Origin of the sequence: Paraburkholderia sp. GAS206C, assembly GCF_050435645.1 — a bacterium.
In the GTDB taxonomy this organism is placed as follows: Bacteria; Pseudomonadota; Gammaproteobacteria; order Burkholderiales; family Burkholderiaceae; genus Paraburkholderia; species Paraburkholderia phenazinium_B.
The window spans coordinates 646,830-667,303 of the sequence record NZ_JBNDKR010000001.1 but is presented as its reverse complement, the minus strand read 5'-3'; the positions used below and the strand labels follow the sequence as shown (position 1 = coordinate 667,303).

The 20,474-nt window shown below is 61.0% G+C and carries 18 protein-coding genes; 11 read left to right on the top strand and 7 right to left on the bottom strand.

From position 1 onward, the window contains the following. Positions 1-417: 417 nt before the first annotated feature. Together P3T20_RS03100 and P3T20_RS03095 are read right to left on the bottom strand one after the other, a co-directional pair. Positions 418-1,434: a sterol desaturase family protein gene (locus P3T20_RS03100; RefSeq protein ID WP_429286012.1), complete on the bottom strand. Its 1,017-nt coding sequence runs from the start codon at positions 1,432-1,434 to the stop codon at positions 418-420. 54 nt (positions 1,435-1,488) lie between these two features. After that, entirely contained in the window at positions 1,489-2,502 is a 1,014-nt protein-coding gene (locus P3T20_RS03095) for a beta-propeller fold lactonase family protein (protein WP_429286011.1), read from the bottom strand. Positions 2,503-2,705: 203 nt separating this feature from the next. On the opposite strand from P3T20_RS03095, the gene P3T20_RS03090 reads away from it, so the two are divergent. Together P3T20_RS03090 and P3T20_RS03085 are read left to right on the top strand one after the other, a co-directional pair. Continuing rightward, positions 2,706-4,025 (top strand): Nramp family divalent metal transporter, encoded by a 1,320-nt coding sequence (locus P3T20_RS03090; RefSeq protein ID WP_074269175.1) that lies wholly within the window; start codon positions 2,706-2,708, stop codon positions 4,023-4,025. Between the two features lie 64 nt (positions 4,026-4,089). After that, entirely contained in the window at positions 4,090-4,596 is a 507-nt protein-coding gene (locus P3T20_RS03085; protein WP_429286010.1) for an N-acetyltransferase family protein, read from the top strand. 27 nt (positions 4,597-4,623) lie between these two features. On the opposite strand, the gene P3T20_RS03080 is transcribed toward P3T20_RS03085, so the two are convergent. Both P3T20_RS03080 and P3T20_RS03075 read right to left on the bottom strand, forming a co-directional pair. Beyond that, positions 4,624-5,985: a D-amino acid dehydrogenase gene (locus P3T20_RS03080; protein ID WP_429286189.1), complete on the bottom strand. Its 1,362-nt coding sequence runs from the start codon at positions 5,983-5,985 to the stop codon at positions 4,624-4,626. A gap of 20 nt (positions 5,986-6,005) precedes the next feature. Next, on the bottom strand, positions 6,006-6,905 hold the full coding sequence (locus P3T20_RS03075; protein ID WP_074269172.1) for a LysR family transcriptional regulator: 900 nt from the start codon (positions 6,903-6,905) through the stop codon (positions 6,006-6,008). Positions 6,906-7,121: 216 nt separating this feature from the next. Here P3T20_RS03075 and P3T20_RS03070 point away from each other — a divergent pair, with 216 nt between their 5' ends. From P3T20_RS03070 to P3T20_RS03055, 4 genes are all read left to right on the top strand, one after another. Next, complete coding sequence (locus P3T20_RS03070; protein ID WP_074269171.1) at positions 7,122-8,348, top strand: MFS transporter; 1,227 nt, start codon at positions 7,122-7,124, stop codon at positions 8,346-8,348. A gap of 11 nt (positions 8,349-8,359) precedes the next feature. Further along, positions 8,360-9,826 carry a M81 family metallopeptidase gene (locus P3T20_RS03065; protein ID WP_074269170.1) on the top strand — a complete coding sequence of 489 codons (1,467 nt, stop codon included), beginning with the start codon at positions 8,360-8,362 and terminating at the stop codon, positions 9,824-9,826. Between the two features lie 10 nt (positions 9,827-9,836). Beyond that, on the top strand, positions 9,837-11,297 hold the full coding sequence (locus tag P3T20_RS03060; RefSeq protein WP_429286009.1) for an N-acyl-D-amino-acid deacylase family protein: 1,461 nt from the start codon (positions 9,837-9,839) through the stop codon (positions 11,295-11,297). Positions 11,298-11,525: 228 nt separating this feature from the next. Further along, positions 11,526-12,275, top strand: a complete 750-nt coding sequence (locus tag P3T20_RS03055) for a glycosyltransferase family 2 protein (RefSeq protein WP_074269168.1) — start codon at positions 11,526-11,528, stop codon at positions 12,273-12,275. A 44-nt stretch (positions 12,276-12,319) separates the two neighbouring features. On the opposite strand, the gene P3T20_RS03050 is transcribed toward P3T20_RS03055, so the two are convergent. From P3T20_RS03050 to P3T20_RS03040, 3 genes are all read right to left on the bottom strand, one after another. Continuing rightward, complete coding sequence (locus P3T20_RS03050; RefSeq protein ID WP_074269167.1) at positions 12,320-13,327, bottom strand: lysylphosphatidylglycerol synthase transmembrane domain-containing protein; 1,008 nt, start codon at positions 13,325-13,327, stop codon at positions 12,320-12,322. Between the two features lie 70 nt (positions 13,328-13,397). Continuing rightward, positions 13,398-14,822 carry an inorganic phosphate transporter gene (locus P3T20_RS03045; RefSeq protein ID WP_429286008.1) on the bottom strand — a complete coding sequence of 475 codons (1,425 nt, stop codon included), beginning with the start codon at positions 14,820-14,822 and terminating at the stop codon, positions 13,398-13,400. Between the two features lie 193 nt (positions 14,823-15,015). After that, a complete protein-coding gene (locus P3T20_RS03040) occupies positions 15,016-15,531 on the bottom strand; it encodes an arsenate reductase ArsC (protein WP_074269165.1) in 516 nt (171 codons plus the stop codon). A 95-nt stretch (positions 15,532-15,626) separates the two neighbouring features. Between P3T20_RS03040 and P3T20_RS03035 the strand changes: the two genes are divergently transcribed. The 5 genes from P3T20_RS03035 to P3T20_RS03015 all read left to right on the top strand — a co-directional run bounded on the left by P3T20_RS03035 (position 15,627) and on the right by P3T20_RS03015 (position 20,289). Further along, entirely contained in the window at positions 15,627-15,878 is a 252-nt protein-coding gene (locus P3T20_RS03035) for a hypothetical protein (RefSeq protein ID WP_429286007.1), read from the top strand. A 294-nt stretch (positions 15,879-16,172) separates the two neighbouring features. Further along, complete coding sequence (locus P3T20_RS03030; protein ID WP_429286006.1) at positions 16,173-18,557, top strand: ATP-binding protein; 2,385 nt, start codon at positions 16,173-16,175, stop codon at positions 18,555-18,557. Between the two features lie 49 nt (positions 18,558-18,606). Continuing rightward, complete coding sequence (locus P3T20_RS03025) at positions 18,607-19,329, top strand: methyl-accepting chemotaxis protein (protein WP_429286005.1); 723 nt, start codon at positions 18,607-18,609, stop codon at positions 19,327-19,329. Positions 19,330-19,340: 11 nt separating this feature from the next. After that, the gene (locus P3T20_RS03020) at positions 19,341-19,880 is read left to right on the top strand and encodes a hypothetical protein (RefSeq protein WP_429286188.1); all 540 of its coding nucleotides are present in this window, start codon (positions 19,341-19,343) and stop codon (positions 19,878-19,880) included. 43 nt (positions 19,881-19,923) lie between these two features. Then, a complete protein-coding gene (locus P3T20_RS03015; protein ID WP_074269162.1) occupies positions 19,924-20,289 on the top strand; it encodes a response regulator in 366 nt (121 codons plus the stop codon). Positions 20,290-20,474: the final 185 nt, after the last annotated feature.

The following is a 20,474-nucleotide window of genomic DNA, read 5'->3' as shown; positions in this document are numbered from 1 at the left end:
CATTTTGTCAGGCCCGAAGTCGAAAGCGGCCTTTATGGGTACGTCCAACTGGCTAACGCCGCGAACGTGGGAGCGGATGACATTCGCGGTGTAACCGGGACGCGAGTTTGCAACGAAATGTGAGCGCTGCATAGAGCCCGTTGGACGATCGTAAGAGCGCGCTTTGCGGCGCCAGATTCGATCCCTTGGAGACCTATCGAAAAGCAGGCCGATTTGTAAGGACATGCAACCATTGCGTAATCGGCTTGCTGGTGAGAGCTTGCGATGCAGTGCGACGCAAGGATACGCGAAGGTTCGAACAGTGGAGGACGTACTGCGTGGCGGGGTACGACAGCGGCGCGTCTGGCGTGACCGTGAATAGATTGATTTACAGCGAGCGTGATAGCGCAGGGCGGCAGGCCGCCCTGCGTCGACGGGTCAGTTTGCCGCGTCGGTTGTGCCCGGCGCGTACGCGCGCCGGCCGGTCAGACGTGCGGCGATGCGGCCGAACGCCAGCCATTGCTGGGCGAGCAGGCCCTGGCCGTAAGGGCGGTTATCGCCGAGCGGTGCCGGCAACTGATCGCGAATACCGGTCGGCTCGACCGTGCGATTCCACGATGCCGTGCGGAACATCATGTCCCACCACGGAAACAGCACACCGAAATTGCAGCCATAAGCCGTGCCTTCATGACCATAACCGACCGCGTGATGGCGGCGATGAAAGATCGGGCTGACGACAATGCGCTCGAGTAGCCACCCATACGGCAAGCGCGCATTGACGTGCTGAATGCTCTGCATGAAGTTACTGACTGCAATCAGCACGACAAACTGGTTCGGCTGCACGCCGATAAACAGCGAGATCGCTGCAAAGAATGCAGCCTGGATGATGTCGTCGAGGAAGTGATTGCGGTCGTCGTTCCACAACGACATCTGCTGCTGGCTGTGATGCACCGCGTGCAGTTCCCACCACACGCCGAAGCGGTGTTGCCAGCGGTGATACCAGTAGCCGGCAAAGTCGAGCACCACCAGATAGATCAGGAACGAGACAATCGGCTGATCCGTCACACCTGGCCAGAGGTTGTCGATATCGATGTTCGGAACGTTGTAGATCGAGATCAGGCTCTGCCAGTGATCGAACAGCGGCTGGAGCATGAAAAAGAACGCGATATTGATGATGCCCAGCTTGGCGATCCACGTGTACAGCACATCGGCGCGCAAGGCCTTGCGGTCCTTCCACTCTTCGATGGGGCGCAGCGCTTCGAGCGGACGCAGCGCGAGATACATGACGACGATTTGCAGCGCGCCGATGATCACCCAGTACAGGGCGTCATAGGTGTCTTCGTCGTAACCCATCAGGCCGAAGCGGTAGAAAAACGGCTGCACCACGTCGACATATAGCAGCGTCTGCAGGGCGGACACCATGTTGTCGAGCTGCGCGACGATTTCATGGAACATCAGGATCCTCGTGAATGACTGGTCATGCAATGCATCTTTCAGCAGGCCGTTCGTTTAGTCCGGGTTCGGTGCAATTACCGGTGCGCGATTGTCGAAATAGATGCCGTGCGGCGAGCGGCCCACCGCGATGGTATCGATCAGTTTGCGCGTAGTCAGGTCGATGATGCCGACGTGCTTGGCGAAGCGGAACCCGACCCATAGATAGCGCTTGTCCGGAGTTAGTTCCATGTCGTCCGGTCCGGGCATCAGTCCGGTGATATCGCCGACGTTGGTGAGCGTGGTGTAGTCGATAATGCTGATCGTGCTTTCGACGCGATTCGAGACCACCACGTGCTTGCCGTCATCGAGGTTGCGGAAGTTGTGCGCGCCGCGGCCCGTGTGGATCTTTTTGACGATCTGCTGCTTGCGCCAGTCGACCACGGCCACGTCGTCTTCGCCGGTCATGCCGACCAGCAGGTACTTGTCGCCAGGCGTCATCCACAGACCGGCCGGCTCGTTGCCCACGTGCATTTTCCACAGCACGGTTTGCGTGGGCAGGTCGATGGCGGCGAGTTCGCCCGAGTCCTGCAGCGTCATGAATACGGTGCGGCTGTCGGAAGCGAACGTCATGTGGCTCGGCGTCTTCGCAAGCGGAATGTGCTTGACGAGCGTCATGTTGGTGCCGTCATAGTGGTAGATGTCGGCGCGGTCCATGCGCAGCGCAGCCGTGACAAACCACTTGTGATCCGGCGAGAAACCGAGTTGATACGGGTCCTCGATACCGTCGACGGTGCGCTGCACCGCGCCGGTGTGCGGGTCGACGAACATCAGGTTGTTCGAAATCGAATCGGCGACGATCAGCGACTTGCCGTCCGGCGTGATCATCAGGTGATGCGGTTCTTTGCCGGTCGGCTCGGTGCCGACCACTTTGTGGGTAGCTTCGTCGATCAGCGAGAGTTCGGACTCGCCCGAGTCGAGCACGATGACCCGGTCGGCGGCGTAAGCGGTATTCAGATGGCCGATCAGGGAGAAGACGACCGCGGCGGAAAGGGTGGCTCTCGAAAGAAATGTAACCGGCGAGTAAGGCATTCTGTAAAGTATCCGAAGGTGTAAAGCGACACCGAAAAGCTGTGCCTTCATGGAAGTGCGGCAAAGCCGCACTTCATTAACGTCCTGAGCGCGGTTTTCGATGACGCACGCTCGCGGCAAATGTGAGAAATTAGCACGTGTGGGCCGATCAAATGCCTGCGGATCGCATCTTTTGCGATTCGGGGCAATCCGACGAGGCACAGATGGACGAACGTGTGCGCGACAAAACGGCCTCCGGCACGGTCACCGGGCGCACCACCCTGGCGATCCGCGAGGTGCTCGAAGGGCGCCGCCGCGGCGCGGCCATGGTGTTGCCGTTTGCAGGACCGGCGGTGGTCGTCTCGGTGGCCTATATGGACCCCGGCAACTTCGCGACCAACATCCAGGCCGGCGCCCGCTACGGCTACGCCTTGCTGTGGGTGGTTCTGCTCGCCAACATCGTGGCCATGCTGTTTCAGGCGCTCTCGGCCAGACTCGGCATCGTCACGGGGCGCAATCTCGCCGAATTATGCCGGGAAAATTTTCCTGCGCCGCTCGTATTCGCGATGTGGATGGTGAGTGAAATTGCCGCAATGGCGACCGATCTGGCCGAGTTTCTGGGCGGTGCAATCGGTCTTGCGTTGCTGTTTCATATGCCTTTGCTGGCCGGCATGATCGTCACGGCGCTCGTCACGTACTTCCTGCTGTTGTTCGAGAAGGCCGGTTTCCGGCCTCTGGAACTGGCGATCGGCGCGCTGGTCGGCATCATCGGGCTCTCCTATCTGGCCGAACTCTTCATCACGCGGGTGGCGTGGCCAAGCGTATTCGGCCACCTTTTCACGCCGCAATTGCCGGATGCCGGTGCGGTGACGATTGCCGTGGGCATTATCGGCGCCACCGTGATGCCGCATGCGCTGTTTCTGCATTCGGGCCTCACGCAAAACCGCGCTCCCGCGCGCAACGAGGGCGAACGGGTCATGCTGCTGAGATTCTCCAATATCGAAGTGGTAATCGCCCTCACGATTGCGGGACTGATCAATATCGCCATGGTTATCATGGCGTCCGCGGCTTTCCATGCGGGTCATCCGGAGGTCGCCGAAATCGAAACGGCGTATCACACGCTTGCACCGTTGCTCGGCATTGGCGCGGCAGGGATCTTCCTGCTGTCGTTGATTGCGTCGGGAATCTCGAGTTCGGTGGTCGGGACCATGGCAGGGCAGATGATCATGCAGGGCTTCGTCGGCTTTCAGATTCCGCTGTGGTTGCGAAGAGCGATTACGATGGTGCCTTCGTTTATCGTCGTCGCGTTGGGAGTGAATGCGACGCATGCGCTCGTCATCAGCCAGGTGGTGCTGAGCTTTGCGCTGCCCGTGCCGATGGCGGCACTGATCTGGTTTACCTGCCGCGAGCGGGTGATGGGCCAGTATCGAAACGGCGTGCCGATGATGCTCGCGGCCGGGTTCTCGGGGGTCGTGGTGCTTGTGCTGAACGTGGTCCTGCTGTTGCAAACTTTCGGCGTCAGTGTGCCGGGATTGTCGAGTTGAAAGACGCGTATCCTGCACTGAGTGCTTATAAAAACCTCGCTCTGAAAACCGCATCGAAATGGAGTTGAAGCTGGAACTCATCATCCGCCCAGCCACGGTTGCTGATATAGGTGGCGTCGCCGATGTTTTTCTCCGGGCGCGCAAGGAATTGATGCCGTTTGCGCCGCTCGCGCATTCCGATCTCGCCGTCTGCCGGTGGATCGCAGACTGGTTGATCCCGACGGGTGGCGTCACGGTGGCGACCGACTCGCGAGGGCTGATCGTTGGCATCGCCGCGATCTCCACAGTCGACGGCGTGCTGTGGCTCGATCAACTCTACGTCATGCCGTCGCGAGTCGGCCAGGGTGTTGGCACGAGCCTTCTGGCTGAGGTGAGGGCGAACGCGCGCTTGCCCATTCATCTGCATTGCTTTGCCGAAAACAAACGGGCGCGCGCGTTTTACGAGCGACATGGATTTGTCGCGATCGCTTTTGGTGACGGCAGCGACAACGAAGAAGGATGTCCCGATGTGGTGTATGCGTTGCAGCCGGACGGGACCCAGTTGGCCAATGGCATGGGACCGTCCGGTTGAGATGCAACTGAGAGCCGCAATGCGGCTTTACATGCTGCGGAGTCCGAAACCATCGAGTGCGATGGCCGGTTCGCGGCGTGCGACCAGATCTCCAATCAGACGTCCCGACGCAAGCGCCAGCGTGAAGCCGAGCGCACCCTGTCCCAGGTTCAGCCAGAGGTTGGCAAAACGCGTGCCGTCGATGACCGGCATGCTCTTCGGCGTGGCGGGGCGAAGTCCGCACCACACGGCGGCGGTGTCGAAATCGACAGCACCGGGAAAGGTGGCGGTCGATTGCGCACGCAGCGTCGCTACCCGTTTGAGATCGATGTCAGCGAGCCGGCCAGTGATATCGGCCATGCCCGCGATCCGCAGCCGGTTTCCCAATCGTGCATAGACGATCTTGCGCTCGAAGTCAGTGATGCTGATGCGCGGCGCGGCTGCATCTGCCACAACGGGCGCGGTCAGGCTGTAGCCCTTGAGCGGATAAAGCGGCACACGAATCCCTAAGGCACGAAGCAGCGGTACGCTTGGCGCAGCGTTGGCGAGCACGATGTGATCCGCGTCGAGCCGTTCCTCACCCGCATACGCAGCAACTCTTTGTGCCGAGACCTCGCGCAGTTGCGTGACCGCGGTGCCGAAACGAAAGCCAACCCCGCGCTCGCGCAATAGCTGCATCATGCTCACGCAAAACTGGTAGCAGTCGCCACTGTCTTCACTGGCGGTAAAAATGCCGCCGCACAACTGGCTGCCGAGATGGGCGAGGGCGGGTTCTCTCGCGATGCACGCCTTCGCATCGAGCGCGTCCTGTTCGCAGCCTAGCGAGCGCTGGTAGTCCAGCAGACGGCACGCTGCATCGAAAGCAGCGTCCGTGCGATACACCACTAGCTTGCCCGCGTTCGCGTGTTCGAAGCGTATGTCGGGTTCATGCACGAGCAGTTCATGCATCAGATCGCGGCTGAAAAACGACAAAGACAGCAGCTTGCGGGTACACGCCTCGCTCTGCTCGAGCGTACAGGCACGCACGAACTGCAGCAGCCAGCGCCACTGCTCCGGGTCGGCGCTTGGCCGGAAGCGGACGGGCGAATCGTGGCGCAGCAGCCAGCCAGGCAGTTTGGAGAGGACGCCCGGGCCCGCGAGCGGGGCGACATAGCTATAGGAGAGCTGACCGCCGTTGGCGAAGCTGGTTTCGAGGCCGACGTCCTGGTTGCGTTCGACGACGGTGACCTGATGCCCGTCGGCGCGCAGATACCATGCTGCGGCGAGTCCGATTACGCCGGCTCCGATGACAAGTACATGCATGGCAGTAGGGGGTAATTGGGAGACCCAGGTGAATGAGCAACCATTGTTCCGTAGTGCCGTTGGGGCCGTCCAATACCGATCTGCAGGCGGGTTATAGCTCCGGGTTATAGACAGCCTGTCAGCGGGCCTCAGGTATCGGTCGCTTCGCCGCCTTCGCGCAGGAATTCGATCAGACGCTCCGCGCTGCGCGGCGGCGGATGCTCATGCTGGGTCAGCGCATAGACGTTCAGGCTGGCGTCGATATCGAGGGGCCGCACCTGGATCTCCGCGCCATTGGGCGGATAGTTCGCGGTGAACGAATCGACGAGGGCCACGCCCACACGCGCCTGCACCAGCGACTTCGCGAGCGGGTAGGTCTGAACCGAGATGGCGCTTGCCGGGCTTTGTCCGGCGTCGGCGAGCCAGTTCGACAGAATGGCGCCAAGGTAGTCGTTGGCGTCGATCGTAATGAACGGCTGATTGGCGAGTTCTTTCGCCTGCAGCGGTCGTGTGAGCAGTTTCGCGGACCACCAGCCGGCCGGCGCGATCGCGCACAGGTTGCAGCGGCGCAGCGGCGTGAGCAGCAGGTTCGGATGTGACACCGGACTCATGGTCAGGCCAAGTTCGATTTCGTCGAGCAGCAGGGCCTGCTCGATCTCGCGCGTATGGGAAACAGCAAGTTCACAACGCAATTGCGGAAACGCTTGTGCCCAGCGTGCAACGGCCTGGGGCAACAGATGATGCGCCAGCGCGGGTGTTGCCGCGACGCGCAACGGACGCGCTGCGCCTTGCGAAAGACTCGTGACGAGTCGGCGGATGCGCTTCAATTGCTCGTCGAACGGCGTCAACTCCTGCTGCAGGCGCAATGCCTCCTGGGTCGGCACGAGCTTGCCCTTGCTGCGCAGGAAGAGCGGAAAGCCCACCGTGCGTTCCGCGTGCTGAAGCATCTTGCTGACAGCCGGTTGCGAGATGTGCAGGAGCCGCGCCGCCGCATTGGTGGAACCGGTCAGCATGATGGCACTGAACACTTCGATATGTCGCAAACGCACCCGAGGCTCCTGTGGAGTAACGTGAGGCCCGCATGATGACGCGCCTATAGCCCGAGGTTATATTACAGCGTTTTATTTTCATTGGGCGCAGCACGGCGCGGTTCATATAGTTTGCAGTGAGGTTCGCAATACGGCTCGCAATGAAGCTTGCAATGAACAGAACAACACCGCAGTCCGGGCCACACCGGATCAATCCGTAGTACATAAGGAGGTTGCGTGGAAGCCAGTTTCTCCAGCTCACAGAAGGCGGCGTGCCTGTCGGGGTTGTTCCTTGCCTGGGCGGTGGGGTACGCGGACCGCATCCTCATGAGCACGGCGATCATTCCGATCGGCCACGAACTTTCGCTCGATGCGCGTGAAGCCGGCATGCTGCTCAGCGCGTTCTACATCAGTTACGCGTTGATGCAGCTGGCCGGCGGCTGGCTGTCGGACCGTTTCGGCTCGCGTATTGTCGTGGTGCTGTGCATTGTCATGTGGTCGGTGTTTACGGGCGCTACCAGCATGGCATGGTCGTTCGGCTCGTTGCTCGTCATTCGCTTTCTGTTCGGCGTCGGCGAGGGCAGCTTCTCGCCGGCCAGTTCGGTGACGGTGGCCGAAGTGTTTCCCAAGCCGGAAAGAGCGCGCGCCAAGTCGTTTCTGATTTCCACCGTGTTTCTCGGCAATGCTGCGGGTTCGGGCCTGATCGGGTTGACGGTTGCACGGCTCGGCTGGCGTGGTTCGTTTCATATCCTCGCAGTGGTCGGCATGGGTGTAGCACTGATTCTGTGGTTCGCGCTGCGCAGCGGCATGGCGAGCCAGCGCGAGCGCGCAGCAGACCGTTCACGCGTTTCGTGGAGCGCGTTGCTGCGCACGCCGATGGCATGGAAACTGACGGCAATCTGGTTCTTCACTAGCATGCTGTATGTCGGGGTGCAGTCGTGGATGCCCTCCTATCTGATGAAAGCGTACCGGATCGATCTGCTGCACATCGGTCTCGCCGCGACCGTTCCCAACCTCATTGCGTTCGCCGGGACCAATGCGGTTGGCGTGCTGCTCGACAAGTACGGCAACGGGCGCGAGCGCGTCTTCATGCTGCTTGGCGCGCTGTTTAGCGCGGTATTCTTTGCGCTGATGATCACGACTACCTCGATCGCGCTGCTCGTCATGTACTGGACGCTGTTTCTGCTGGCCTTCAACTTTGTCTATGCCACGGTGTTTTCCGCGCCGTTGCGCCACTTCCCGGAGCATCTGATCGGCAGTGCGACGGGGTTGATGAACTTCGGCGGGCAACTGGGCAATTCGATTGCCCCGGTCGCGATGGGCGCACTGATTGCCGCGAGCGGTGGTTCGTATCTTGCGGCATTCTGGCTGTTGCTGGTTTCCGGGGTGCTGGCGACGCTTGTGTCGGCGACGTGGAACCCGGCCCGCGCCGTTGCGGTTCGTCCGTTGGCGGGTAGTCCGTGAAAGGAGATCCGATGCGTGTGTTTACCGGCAGTCTTGCGACCGAGACCAACACCTTCGCGCCGATGCCGACTGGCCTCGCCGCATTCAAGGAGCGTCGCTATTTTCCAGCGGGTTGCCATCCTGCCGAGATGTCGTCGTTTGGTGGACCGCTGTGGGCTGCACGGCAACGCGCGCAGGCTTATGACTGGACGCTGATCGAAGGCATGGTTGCCTCGGCGCAGCCTGGCGGCACCGTCACGCGCGAGGCTTATGAGTCGCTGCGTGACGAATTGCTGGCCGACCTGCGCGCCGCGTTGCCCGTCGATATCGTGCTGCTCGGCCTGCACGGGGCAATGGTCGCCGACGGCTATGACGATTGCGAAGGCGATCTGCTCGCGCGGGTGCGTGAAATCGTCGGGCCCGGTGTGGTGATCGGCGCGGAACTCGATCCGCATGCTCACCTGAGCGAAGCGATGATCGCGCATAGCGACGTGCTCGTGGCGTACAAGGAGTATCCGCATACCGACATCCTCGAGCGCGCTTACGAACTGGCCGATCTATGCAGGCGTCTCGCACAGCGTGAGATCGCGCCGGTTTCAGCGGTGATCGATTGCGATATGGTCGTGCCGATTCACACGACGCGCGAACCTGGGCGTTCGCTGGTCGCGCGCATCCAGTCGCTCGAAGGCCACAACGGCATTCTGACTGTTTCGATCGTGCAGGGTTTTGCAACCGGCGACGTACCCGACATGGGCACGAAAGTGCTCGTCTATGCCGACGGCGACGCGCAGGCGGCGCAGCAACTTGCGCGTGAACTGGCCGACGATCTGGTGGCGATGCGCGACACGCTGCTGGTGCGCTATCTCGACATCGACACCGCACTCGACCGGGCCACGGTTGCGCCGCGCGGGCCAGTGGTGCTGGCAGACCGCTCCGATAACCCCGGCAGCGGCGCGGCAGGCGATTCCACGTTTATCCTGCGGCGCATGCTCGAACGCGGTATCCGCAATGCGGCGCTCGGTCCGCTATGGGATCCTGTTGCGGTCAGTATTGCGTTCGACGCGGGCGTCGGCTCGCGGCTCGATATGCGCATAGGCGGCAAGATCGGACCGTTGTCGGGCGACCCGGTGGACGGCCGCTGTGTCGTCAAGGCGCTCATGCGCGACCTGAAAATGACCGGCAATGGCGGAACGCCGACGCAAATGGGCGATTGCGCGTTGATCGAGATGGAGGGCATCGAGATCGTCCTCAACACGTTGCGCGGCCAGGCCATGAATGTGGATCTGTTCACGCAACTTCAGTGTGACCTGTCCAGCAAGCGGATTGTGGTGGTCAAGTCGGCACAGCACTTTCATGCGTCGTTTGCGACGATCGCTGAGGATATCCTGTACGTCGGCGCCCCGGGTTCTGCTAGTCCGGACTGGAATGCGCTGACTTATGGAAAGATCAGGTATCCGAAGTGGCCGATTGAGCAACCTGAATCAGGTTCATTGAACTGAGACCCCTACTATGAGCGAGCACACTCCGCGTCCTTTCGACCTGGTGATTCGCGGCGGCACGGTCGTCGATGGCACGCGCCGTCCGCGCTTCGATGCGGATGTCGGCATTCGCGACGGCATGATCGTTGCCATCGGCGATCTGTCCGGGCAAGCCGCGCGTGCTGACCTGGATGCCGGTGGCAAGATTGTAGCGCCGGGTTTTATCGACTCGCACACTCACGATGACGAGTCCGTGCTGTCCGACCCCGAGATGATCTGCAAGATCTCGCAGGGCGTGACCACCGTGGTCACTGGCAATTGCGGCGTTAGCCTCGCACCACTCAAAGCGAACATGGCGCTGCCTTTACCGCTTAGTCTGCTGCAGCAACGCGACCCGTCGACGGCATCCGCTTTTGGGCGGTTTGCCGATTACCTCGATGCGCTACGCGCGGCCCCTGCTTCGGTGAACGTCGCCGCCATGGTGGGACACACCACGTTGCGCGTGATGACAATGGACTCGCTCGATCGCGCGGCCACTGATGAAGAGATCGCGGCGATGCGCGACCTGCTGAGCGAAGCGTTAGACGCGGGAGCAATCGGTGTATCGACGGGTACCTACTATCCGCCCGCAGCGCTAGCACCTGCTTCGGAAGTCATCGAGGTGTGCCGTCCGCTGACGGGCACCGGCGCCGTGTACGCGACGCACATGCGCAACGAGGCGGAAGGCTGTGTGGATTCTCTGCATGAAACCTTTGCCATTGGCCGGGCGCTGGATGTACGTGTCGTCATTTCGCACCACAAACTGATGCGGGAAGCGAACTTCGGCAAGTCGGTTGTAACCTTGCCGCTGATCCGTGCCGCAATGCAGTGCCAATGCGTCGCGCTCGATTGCTATCCGTACACCGCCAGTTCGACGATGCTGCATACGGTCGAGGAAAAACTACAGGGGCGTGTCGTGATCGCGACCAGCGAGCCTTACCCGGAATACTCGGGACGCGAGCTTGCCGAGATTGCCGACGAATGGAAAGTAAGCCGTGTGGAAGCCGCACAGCGTCTGCAGCCGGCAAGCGCGGTCTATTTCAGCATGGACGAGGGCGACGTCAGGAACATCATGGCCTTCGAGGACACGATGATCGGCTCCGACGGCCTCGCTGGCGGCAGCAAGCCTCACCCGCGTTTGTGGGGAACGTTCCCGCGAGTGCTAGGCCACTATAGTCGTGACGTGCGTCTATTTCCGCTTGAAACGGCGGTCTGGAAGATGAGCGGACTGACCGCCAAAAACTTCGGCCTCAAGGATCGCGGGACTATCGAAGTGGGCAAGCATGCGGATGTCGTCGTGTTCGATGCGGCCACGGTACGCGATCGCGCGACCTATGACGACCCTATCCAGACCGCCGAAGGCATCGAAGCGGTGATCGTCAACGGCATGCTGACCTGGCGGCATGGCGCGCCCCGCGGCGCACGCAACGGTCGGGTGCTTACGCGAATGTAAAGCGGGGGGAGCGGGTGTGCACGATGCGGCGTAATGGAGGCACGGGCTCTTCATGATTCACGCATTTTTCGTTCGCTTGTCACGCTAACGACTTTTTCATGTGGTTCTCTGCTCGGCAATCGTGAAGCAGATGAAACGGTCATAAAACGCGGTCAAAATCGGACGTCTGCCGTTCGCCAGGTCCGCTTGACCGGGCTGTCCCCTCCCGCAATACGACGACTATTTTCTATGCCATCTAGAGGTCACCGGGTTTCATGCATCATTTGCGCCTATAACGAAGCACCGCGTATCGCTGCGGTGCTGGCGGTGGCGTCGGTCCATCCGCTGCTAGCCGAAGTCATCGTCGTCGACGATGGCTCGACTGACGGCACGGCCGACATCGTCAGGCGCTTTCCTTCGGTCAGACTGATCCAATGCGCGCAGAACCGCGGCAAGAGCGCGGCGATGGCTGTGGGTATAGCAGCCGCGGAGCACGAGTGGCTTATGCTGCTCGATGCCGATCTGAAGGGCCTGGCACTCGACCACATCAGCGCGTTGGCCGCCCCCGTCCTGAGTGGATGCGCCGACGTCAGCATGAGCCTGCGGCAGAACAGCCTGCTGCTGTTTCGCTTTATCGGCCTTGATTTCGTCTCCGGGGAGCGCGTCGTCAGAAAGCAGTTGCTCGACGAAGCGCTCAAGGAAATCCATGGCTTGCCGCGCTTCGGCATTGAAATGTTCATGAACCGGCGCATCATCTCGCGCCGGCTTTCGATTGCGGTCACGCATTGGCCGCACGTCACGCAGGCGCGCAAGACCGAAAAGCTCGGCTACTGGAAGGGCGTGCGCGCCGAGTGGCGCATGATCTCCGATCTGCTGAAGGTGACCTACCCACTTGCGTTGATTACCCAGACGCTGCAGCTATTTGTCCTGCGGGTCGATCATCCGGGCCGCGCTCGGCTTTCGGTAAGAATCAGAAAGCCGCGCGATACGGCCGCGTAAGGGTCTTTGAGAAAGCGCCTGGCTTTGACGTGGTGCCCGGCACTCTATTGTGCGAGCGGTACGGCACCGCGGCGGCGCCACGCCAGCGCGATAAAGCCTGCAGCGCCTAGCAGTAACGGGCAATAGAGCGTCGCAAAGCGCCACAGCACGAGCGCGGTCGCCATGGCCGCGCGCGGCACCCATGGCGCGAATGCGGCGGCCAGCGCCAGATCGCCGCTGCCGCCTCCGGCAGGCACGCCTGTCCACAGCGCCGCGTGCAATACGACGGCCTGCACCGCCAGCACGAAGCCAAGTGGCAAGCGATAGCCGAGTTCATGCAGGATGAACCACAGCGCGCTGTAACGAAGCAGCCATTGCAAGGTGGTCAACACCAGCAGCGCTGCAAGACGCCAGCGCGGCCCCGTCAGCAGCAGCACCCATTGCCGCCCTACGCTCTGGCGAAAGCGGGTCCAGCGCGCGCGCCGCGCCCGCAGCCATACGATGCGTCGCCCCGCTGCGTCGAGCGCGGCGACGGCGGGGCGGCGGCAGAGCCACAGCACAGCCACGACGATCGCGAGCGCCGCCAGTACGGTGAGGACGGTGGATAACGGGAAGTTCGGCGTCACCTGACTGAGCGGTCCGAGCGCGAGCAGCAACGAGAGCGGCACGGCGGCCGCGAAGAACGTCAGGTCTAACGCCTGGTCCGCGCCGACCACCGTGGTGGCGAGTGCCCACGAGGCTCCCGAACGCTGCAGCAGGCCCATATTCACGCCGTAGCCCGCTGCGCCCAACGGCGAGACGAGAAATGCGAAATCGGTGACGACGGTAATCGTTAGCGTGCGCAGGAAGCGTAGCCGCAGGCCAAGCGCGCCTTGCATCAGATGCAGTTTTCCCGCCTTGGCAGCAGCGCTTAGCGCGGCGCTTGCCGCCAGCACCGCAAAGATCTGCAGGGAGACGCTGCGTAAGCCGGTCAGCACGTCATGCGCGCCGAGGATAAACGGCGCACCCATTGCGAGTCCGACGCCGAGTACGGCCAATGTGGTTGCCGCATGACGTATGTGCAGTCGCGTCATGAGTTTCGCCCAGGTCCCCGCCGGGGGCTCGGAGCGTTGCGCGGAACCGGCACCGCGCGCGTGTTGGTCGTCAGAAGTTGGGGTTCGCAAGGAAGTAGAATAAACATGCGGAAAGCAGGATCGTGACAGGCAAGGTAACCAGCCAGGTGAGTGCGATACGCCATAGCATACCGCCTTGCACACCCTGGCCACCCGCTACCATCGTGCCGGCAATTCCCGACGTAATGATGTGAGTTGTACTGACCGGTAGTCCAGTAAATCCAGCCGTGCCGATCAGCACCGAGCCGACCAGTTCCGCGCTGGCCCCTTGGCCCGGCGTCATATGTTGCCTGCCGAGCCGTTCGCCCAACGTACGTACCACGCGTTTGTAGCCAATCATCGTGCCGATACCCAGGCATAGCGCGCTTAGCACACGAACCCACCATGGCGCATATTGCACCGGCGGGCCCATTTTCTTCAGCAGATCCGTTGCCTGCGCCTTCTCGTCCTTGCTGGCACCGTTCTGCTCGCCGACGTGCTTGAGTTCCGAGAGCACATCGTACACGGCTCCGCGCAGTTGTGCCCGCACCGCCACCGTTTGCGGTGAATTCGCAGAATCGTCGCGGGTCTTGAGTTCGTGCGCCTCGCTGGCCAGTTGCGGGCCGGCGTTTTGCAGCAAGGTCGCGGACTTCAGCGCCTGATCCTTGACGTCGTCGCCATAGCGCTGAATCAGTGGAATTGCGGCTGCCGCGTTCTGGCTGAGTTCGGTCATCTGACCGGTGGCCTGTGGATTGAGCGCGTATGCAGCCGGCAGCAGACCGATGATCGTCAACATGATGAGGCCAATGCTTTTCTGACCGTCATTGGTGCCGTGCGAAAAGCTGACCGTGGTACACGTGAGAACCAGCAGCCCTCTTAGCCACCAGACCGGTGGCTGGCCTTCCTTCGGTGTTTCGAACAGATGACCGCGCCGCACCACGAGCCGCATGATGCCGTACAGTCCGCCAGCCAGCAGCAGGCCCAGTATCGGCGAAATGGCAAGCCCCTTTAGTACGATCACGATCTGCTTCCAGTCCACTCCTTGCGTCATGCTGCGCGCCTTGATCAGCGCGTCGGCTGCCGCGACGCCGATCAGCGCGCCGATGATGCAATGTGAACTGCTATTGGGTATCGCAAACGCCCACGTCAGGATGTTCCAGAACAGGGCCGCCGCGAAAATCGACACCAGCATCGGGACGGCGGGCGAACCGTCCGGTGGCGTCAACACATCGGGCGGCAGTATTTCGACGAGCGCATAGGCGACAGAAATTCCCCCCACCATCACCCCGATAAAATTCATCAGACCGGACCAGATCACGGCCTGGCCAGGTTTGAGCGACTGCGTGTAGATGACGGTGGCGACCGCGTTGGAGGAATCATGGAAACCGTTGGTCGCCTCGAATGCCAGCACCATCACGAGACAGACGACCAGCATGGCGACGACGATGCCGGATGACGGCATGAAGTGAACGAGCATTTGCACTCCCGGAAGCGGTGGGGGGCAAAGTCGCGGATGTCGGCTGGCTGCTCCGTGAGTGCGAACGTTTCATCCTAGGTTGCCCCGATGAACCTTTTAAGTCAGCGACGGTGCGCTGCTTTTGCACCGTGCGACGACTGCGGCAGCACGCGGCATGCCTGCGAAGGGTTCATTTCCGCTCGTGGTGCGGTGCTTACTCGACTGCAATCGAGGGCGGCGCGTGTTCGTCCATCGAATTGACCGCGAGCCGCTGTTCGGATGCTTGCATCGAGTGCAGCGGAAGCGCAACAAACACGCTGATGCGACGCAGAATCTGCCGGAACACCTGTTCGAAGACACGCTTTTGCTCGGCGTCGTCGCTGCCTGCTGCGAGCGGGTCCGCAAAATTCCACTCGCAGAAGATCGGCTTGCCGGGAAACGCGGGCGCATGCGCTTCGCCGGCTTCTTCACACATTGCGATCACCACGTCCATCACGGGTGCATCTGCTTTCGTATAGACGTTCCAGCTTTTTGGCCGCACTCTGCCGAGATCGCCTATCGTGGGGCGTAGTTGTGCAAGCGTGAGGGGGTGCACGTCGTCAGCTGGTTCAATGCCGGCGCTAAACGCTTCAAAACGCTCGCCGCCGAGCTCGCGAAGCAGCGCTTCGGCCATGACGCTGCGCGCGGAATTCGCGCGGCACAGGAACAACACATTGCATTTCCGGCTCATCTGAACTACCCCCGTAATATTCTGGTGACAATCTTTGTTGAGAATTGTGCTGATGGAGTTTTGCGTACCTATGACAACTAACGCTTGAGGGCCGTTTGAATCACTTTGCCAAATCGATGTCGGTGCATTCACAGATGCATCGAAGCGTGGAAGAACTGTCTTTTGCATTTGTTGTTCTGTTGAACCAGCCGCTTGCGAGACTGGAGGCGGCGAATCGCTTCGAGCGATTGTGGAATGAGACCAACGAAGCCGCGAGCGCGAGCCTCGGTACCGAGCGCGCCGTGAGTTACATCGCTCTGCTGAAAGACATGGATACGCGGTGGCGCCGCCTGAGGGTGCTGAGCTAGATCGTGACGTCGAACGCGACGCATGGAAAGCAAAGGGCGAAGTATTAACGGCATCAAGCGAAAAAACTTTAGGGAAATCCTAAAGAAATTGCGCGTATTCAAGATTCGCAATAATTACGTTTTATTCCGCTTTAATTTCTTAGGCGTTTAAATCAGGGCGCTATCTTTAGTCATCGATCTGTCGCATGCGGTCTACGATAATCGTGGCGCCCGACAATTCCGACCAACACAACAAGGTCGGGCAGCTCTCATGAAGAGCAAAAATCACACGCCAGACCTCGGGGATTTGCACAAATGACCATCCGTCATCGCATCACGCTATTGGTAATTCTGATGTTCGTCGCACTGTCCGCTATCGGCGGCTATGCGGTCTATCAGACCCGGCACAGCGCCGCCGAGGTCAAGCAGGTCACAGAAGGGGTAGTGCCTAGCGCGCTCGCCTCGGCCGATCTGGTCTCTCAGGTTAAGGACGTGCAGCTCGCCATCATGACGCTCGTGTATGCGCCGGACGGCAACGTCGTCGCACAGGCTCAGGACGAACTCACGAAGAAGAAAGCGACCTTGCAGCAGGCGCTTGCCTTGCAGGCTCACGACGCCGCCAGCCAGGCGCAGAAGGGTCTCGTATCTCAGGCAGCCGACAGCCTCGAGAACTATTTCTCGGCAATCGACGACACCGCGAAGATGAAGGCCGCCGGCAAGAACGAACTGGCGCAGGCGTATCTGTTCGCTAACGTGGCCCAGTATCGCGACGAGCTCGAAGGCATCGTCGAGACGCTGCGCATCGAGAAGAACCGCGAAAAAGACGAGGCCATCACCACGCTGAACGGTACGCTGGCGACGACCACGACCGCCATTGCAATCGTCACCGGTATTGCGATCATCCTGCTGACATCGATCGGTTCGCTGCTGTATCGCCAGATCACGCGCCCCCTGACCCGCATGCAGGAGATGATGAGCGAGATCGCATCGAGCCAGGACTTCACTCGTCGCGTGCCGGTGGGCCGCATGGACGAAATCGGTCACTCGATCGTGGCGTTCAACGGCATGATCGAGAAGATTCAGGAAAGCTCGCTGCAACTCAAGCAGAAGACCGCGGACATTCAGGCGATGTTGCAGAACATGCAACAGGGCATTCTGACCGTGGTGGAAGGGGCGGTCGTCCACTCCGAATATTCCGCCTATCTGGAAGCGATCTTCGAGACCAACGACATTGCTGGCCGCAGTCTGATGGACCTGGTGTTCGCGGGCACCGATCTCGGCGCGGACGTGTTGTCGCAAGTTGATGCCGCGAGCTTTGCATGTCTCGGCGAAGATGCAATCAACTTTGCATTCAACGAACACCTGCTGGTCACCGAGATCTCCAAGCGCATGCCCGATGGCCGCGTGAAGATTCTCGATCTGAACTGGTCGGCCATCACTGATGACAGCGACACGATCGTGCGTCTCATGCTGTGCATTCGCGACGTCACCGAGTTGCGCAAGCTCGCGGCAGAGGCTGGCGAGCAGAGGCGCCAGCTGGAAATGATCGGCGAAATTCTGGCGGTGAGCGAAGAGAAGTTCCATCACTTCATCGAGAGCTCCGCAGGCTTTATCAACGAGAACGAGCGCATCATTCGCCAGCATTCGCAGGCGGACCGCGAAGCGATCTCGGAGCTGTTCCGCAACATGCACACCATCAAGGGCAACGCGCGGACCTACAACCTGCAGCATCTGACCAACATCGTGCACGAGACTGAGCAGCGTTATCACGAACTGCGTCATTCGGAAGAGGTGCACGCGGCGTGGGATCAGGACAGTCTGATGCAGGAACTGGCCCGTGTGCGCGCCGCTGTCGAGAGCTACGCGACGATCAACGAAGTCAGCCTTGGCCGCAAGGGTGCGAGCCGCCGCGAAAGCGCGGAGCGTTTCCTGATGGTCGACATCGCGCATATTCAGGAGAGCCTGCGTTTGCTTGAAGCCGCGAAGGCCGACGATCTGCACGCTCTCCAGTCGATGCGCCACAACGTGCGTCAGGCTTTGCGCATTCTCGGTACGGAGAGCGTGGGCGAGGCGCTGTCGGGCGTGCTCGAATCGCTGCCGTCGCTGGCGCAGGAACTGGGCAAGGCAACGCCGCAAGTGCAGATTGACGACAACGGCTACCGCTTGCGGCGTGAGGCGGGTGGTGCGCTGAAGAACGTGTTTATGCACCTGCTGCGCAATTCCGTCGACCATGGTCTCGAAACCGCCGACGTGCGCACTGCGCAAGGCAAGCCCGCCGCGGGCGCGATCAATATCGAAGTGGGCATGCACGGGGAAACGGTGCAGATCACGCTCAGCGACGACGGCCGCGGCCTCGCGCTGCAGCGGATTCGCGGCATGGCGCTCGAGAAGGGCTGGATTGCAGCCGATCAGGAGCTGAGCGACGAGGAAATCGCCGAGATGATCTTCCGTCCGGGCTTCTCGACGGCCGATAAGGTTACCGAAGTATCGGGCCGCGGTGTCGGTATGGACGCTGTGCGCGACTTCCTCAGGCGTGAGCACGGCAGCATCGCCCTGCGCTTCACCGACGACCACAAGGGCGCCGGTTTCCGCCAGTTCCAGACCATCGTGAGTCTGCCGGCGAGCCTCGCGGTCGATACCGCGGGCATCCCGACACGCGGCGATGCGGACCAGCTGGAACTTGATACGCTGGCCGATTGAGCGGCTGACTCTTGCCGCTCACTGTAATGGACATTCGGAAGGATTGGCTGTGATTCAACAGGTTCTAGTAGCAGCGCTGGCCGGCAGCGCCGTCACCGCCCTCGTGGCGCTGGCCGCGTACCGCCTGGCGAGCGCCAGGGCGGTGCACCGCTTGCGCGCGGAAGCAGATCGTCAGACGGCAACGCTATCGCAGGCGAGCGCCGCGCAACGCGAGTTGATCGGCGTGCACGAGCAACACATGCAGGAACTCGAAGCCACGCTCGCCCAGTTGCGCGACGAGCTGAAGACGCAGTCGGACAGCGCGGACGCAGTGCGCACGGAGCTGAAGGCCGCGCTCGACAGCAAGGACCAGTTGGGGCACAAGGCCGCTCAGCTTGCGGCGGAAGCCGCGCGCCTCAAAGGTCTGGCGGGCACGTTCGAACGCTGGCATGAACAGATGATCTCGCTGATGACGCAGAACCAGGACATGCACACGAAAAACCACGAGCTGTCTTCGATTGTTCGTCACGTGGTGATCGTTTCGTTGAATGCGTCGATCGAGGCGGCCCGTGCGGGCACGGCAGGCCGTGGCTTCGCGGTGGTGGCGAGCGAAGTGCGGGCACTCGCTGCGCGCTCGGAAGAGCTGTCGAAGAGTTACCGCGACAGTCTGCATAGAAACGACCTGACGACCACGGCGACCTTCCAGGACATCCAGGCAGGCGGCAAGATGATTGCCGCTTCGCTCTCGAGCGTCGAGTCGCTGGCCAACCAGTTTCACGCAACGCTTCACTAGTGGGTATCGACGTGATCAGTGCTCATGCAAAGGAAAGCGTTGAACACATCTTCTTCAGGGCGATCAGATCGCGCCTGACGATGGAGGCGAGCGACGTCTGCGAGATCGTCCCGACGGGTGCGCATGGCGCACACAGCCTGTCCGATGGCAACCTGGTTATCCTGACGATCTCCGGCATTGCGTTCCGTCTGCTGCTGATTCTTCAGTACGATGAAGACGAGCGTATGCAAAGCTACTTCCTAAGAGAAGAGTCGGAGCGACCCTTCCTGGAAATGTTTCTTGAGATCTGCAATCTGTGCTGTGGAGCCGTGAATCAGGAGTTGCTCCAGTACTTTCCGGATCTGGGCATGTCGACGCCTTATGTGCTGAGCGCACGTTGCAGGCCCTATCTGGAGGCGCTCAAGCCGGAGTTTCTGGCGTCGTATTCCGTGTCGATCAACGATGCCGTCAGGTTGGGGGCGACGATCTGCATGTGTGCGCATGCGCCGATCGATTTTGTCGCCGAAGCGAGCGCGCTCGAAGATACTAGCGGTGAACTTGAACTGTTTTGAAACCGGCCTCGACTTATTTTGATCGATGCCATAGGAAATAGACATGTCGAAAATTCTTGTTGTGGATGACTCGAGCACGGTGCGTGACGAGGTAGCCGGCTTCCTGAAGAAAAATGGTCTCGACGTCGATACGGCAGTGGACGGCAAGGACGGCCTCACCAAGCTCAAGGGCAATCCGGGCATCAGACTCGTGATCAGCGACGTCAACATGCCGAACATGGACGGCCTGACGATGGTCGAAAAGATTCGTGGTGAACTCGGCAACAGCACGGTCAACGTCATCATGCTGACCACCGAAAGCAGCCCGGCGATGAAGGAACGCGGCAAGGCAGCGGGCGTGAAGGGCTGGATCGTCAAGCCGTTCAAGGGCGATGCCGTGCTGGAGACGTTCAGGAAGCTGGCAAGCTGATTGACACAGGGTGTGCAGGGGCGCTTAGCCTACGCACGCCTGGATTGCCGCGGCTGCAATGGCCGCGGATTTGCGTCTCTCATTTCCTGGGAGCGCTTTACACCCTCGCCGCGATGGCGGGGTTACGCCATGCCGTAAGCGAAATTCCGTGCGCTTCAGTATCATTGACACCGAATGGCCGGCGA